At 62.0% G+C, this 914-nt stretch carries 1 protein-coding gene; it reads left to right on the plus strand.

Going from position 1 to position 914, the window contains the following annotated elements; genetic code table 11:
- The coding region (locus tag OQK_RS15855; protein WP_016773247.1) for a DUF1302 family protein at positions 1-910 on the plus strand (910 nt) is incomplete at its 5' end.
- Positions 911-914: the final 4 nt, after the last annotated feature.

A 914-nucleotide genomic window follows, 5' to 3' on the forward strand; every position in this document is an offset into this window, starting at 1 on the left:
GATTTTCAGCGCCACCGGCGCGCCGCAATCGGTCTACAACACCGCCGCCGCGCTGCCGGGGCCGTTTGCCGCGCTCGCACCGCTGCTGGTTGCGGGCAACTCCAATTACTTCATCGAATACCCGGAAGACATTCGTCTCTACGGTCTGAGCTTCTCCACCACCCTGCCTACCGGTACGGCGTGGAGCGGTGAGATCAGCTACCGTCCGAATGCGCCGGTACAACTGAACTCCACCGACATCCTGTTTGCCGGTGTGCGTCCATTGGGCGGTGCACTGACCAACGCTTCGCTGCTGACCGGCGTGCCGGGTCAGGATCTGCACGGTTACGAGCGCAAGGAAATCACCCAACTGCAAACGACCTTCACGCACTTCTTCGATCAGGTCATGGGCGCCAGCCGTCTGACCCTCGTCGGTGAAGTCGGTGCGACCTACGTCGGTGGCCTGGAAAGCCGTTCCGACAAGCGCTATGGCCGCGATCCGGTCTACGGTCCGGGTGAGTTGCCGGCCACTGGCGGTATCGATACCTGCGCCAACATCCTCAACAACAGCACGATCAACGGCGCAGGCCCGGGTTCGCCGCAGAACAACCGCAGCCGCAATTGCGAAAACGACGGTTTCACCACGTCGATGTCGTGGGGCTACCGTGGTCGGGCGATCTGGGAATACAACGACGTGTTTGCGGGTGTGAACCTGAAGCCGAACGTGGCCTGGTCCCACGACGTCAGCGGTTACTCGCCAGGCCCTGGCGGCAACTTCGAGGAAGGTCGCAAAGCGGTCAGCCTGGGCGTCGACGCCGAATACCAGAACACCTACACCGCGAGCCTGGCCTACACCAATTTCTTCGACGGCAAGTACACCACCGTGGATGACCGCGACTTCGTGGCGCTCAGCTTCGGCGTGAACTTCTAAGCAC

It is taken from the genome of Pseudomonas sp. R62, from assembly GCF_000257605.1.
Classification (GTDB): Bacteria; Pseudomonadota; Gammaproteobacteria; order Pseudomonadales; family Pseudomonadaceae; genus Aquipseudomonas; species Aquipseudomonas atacamensis.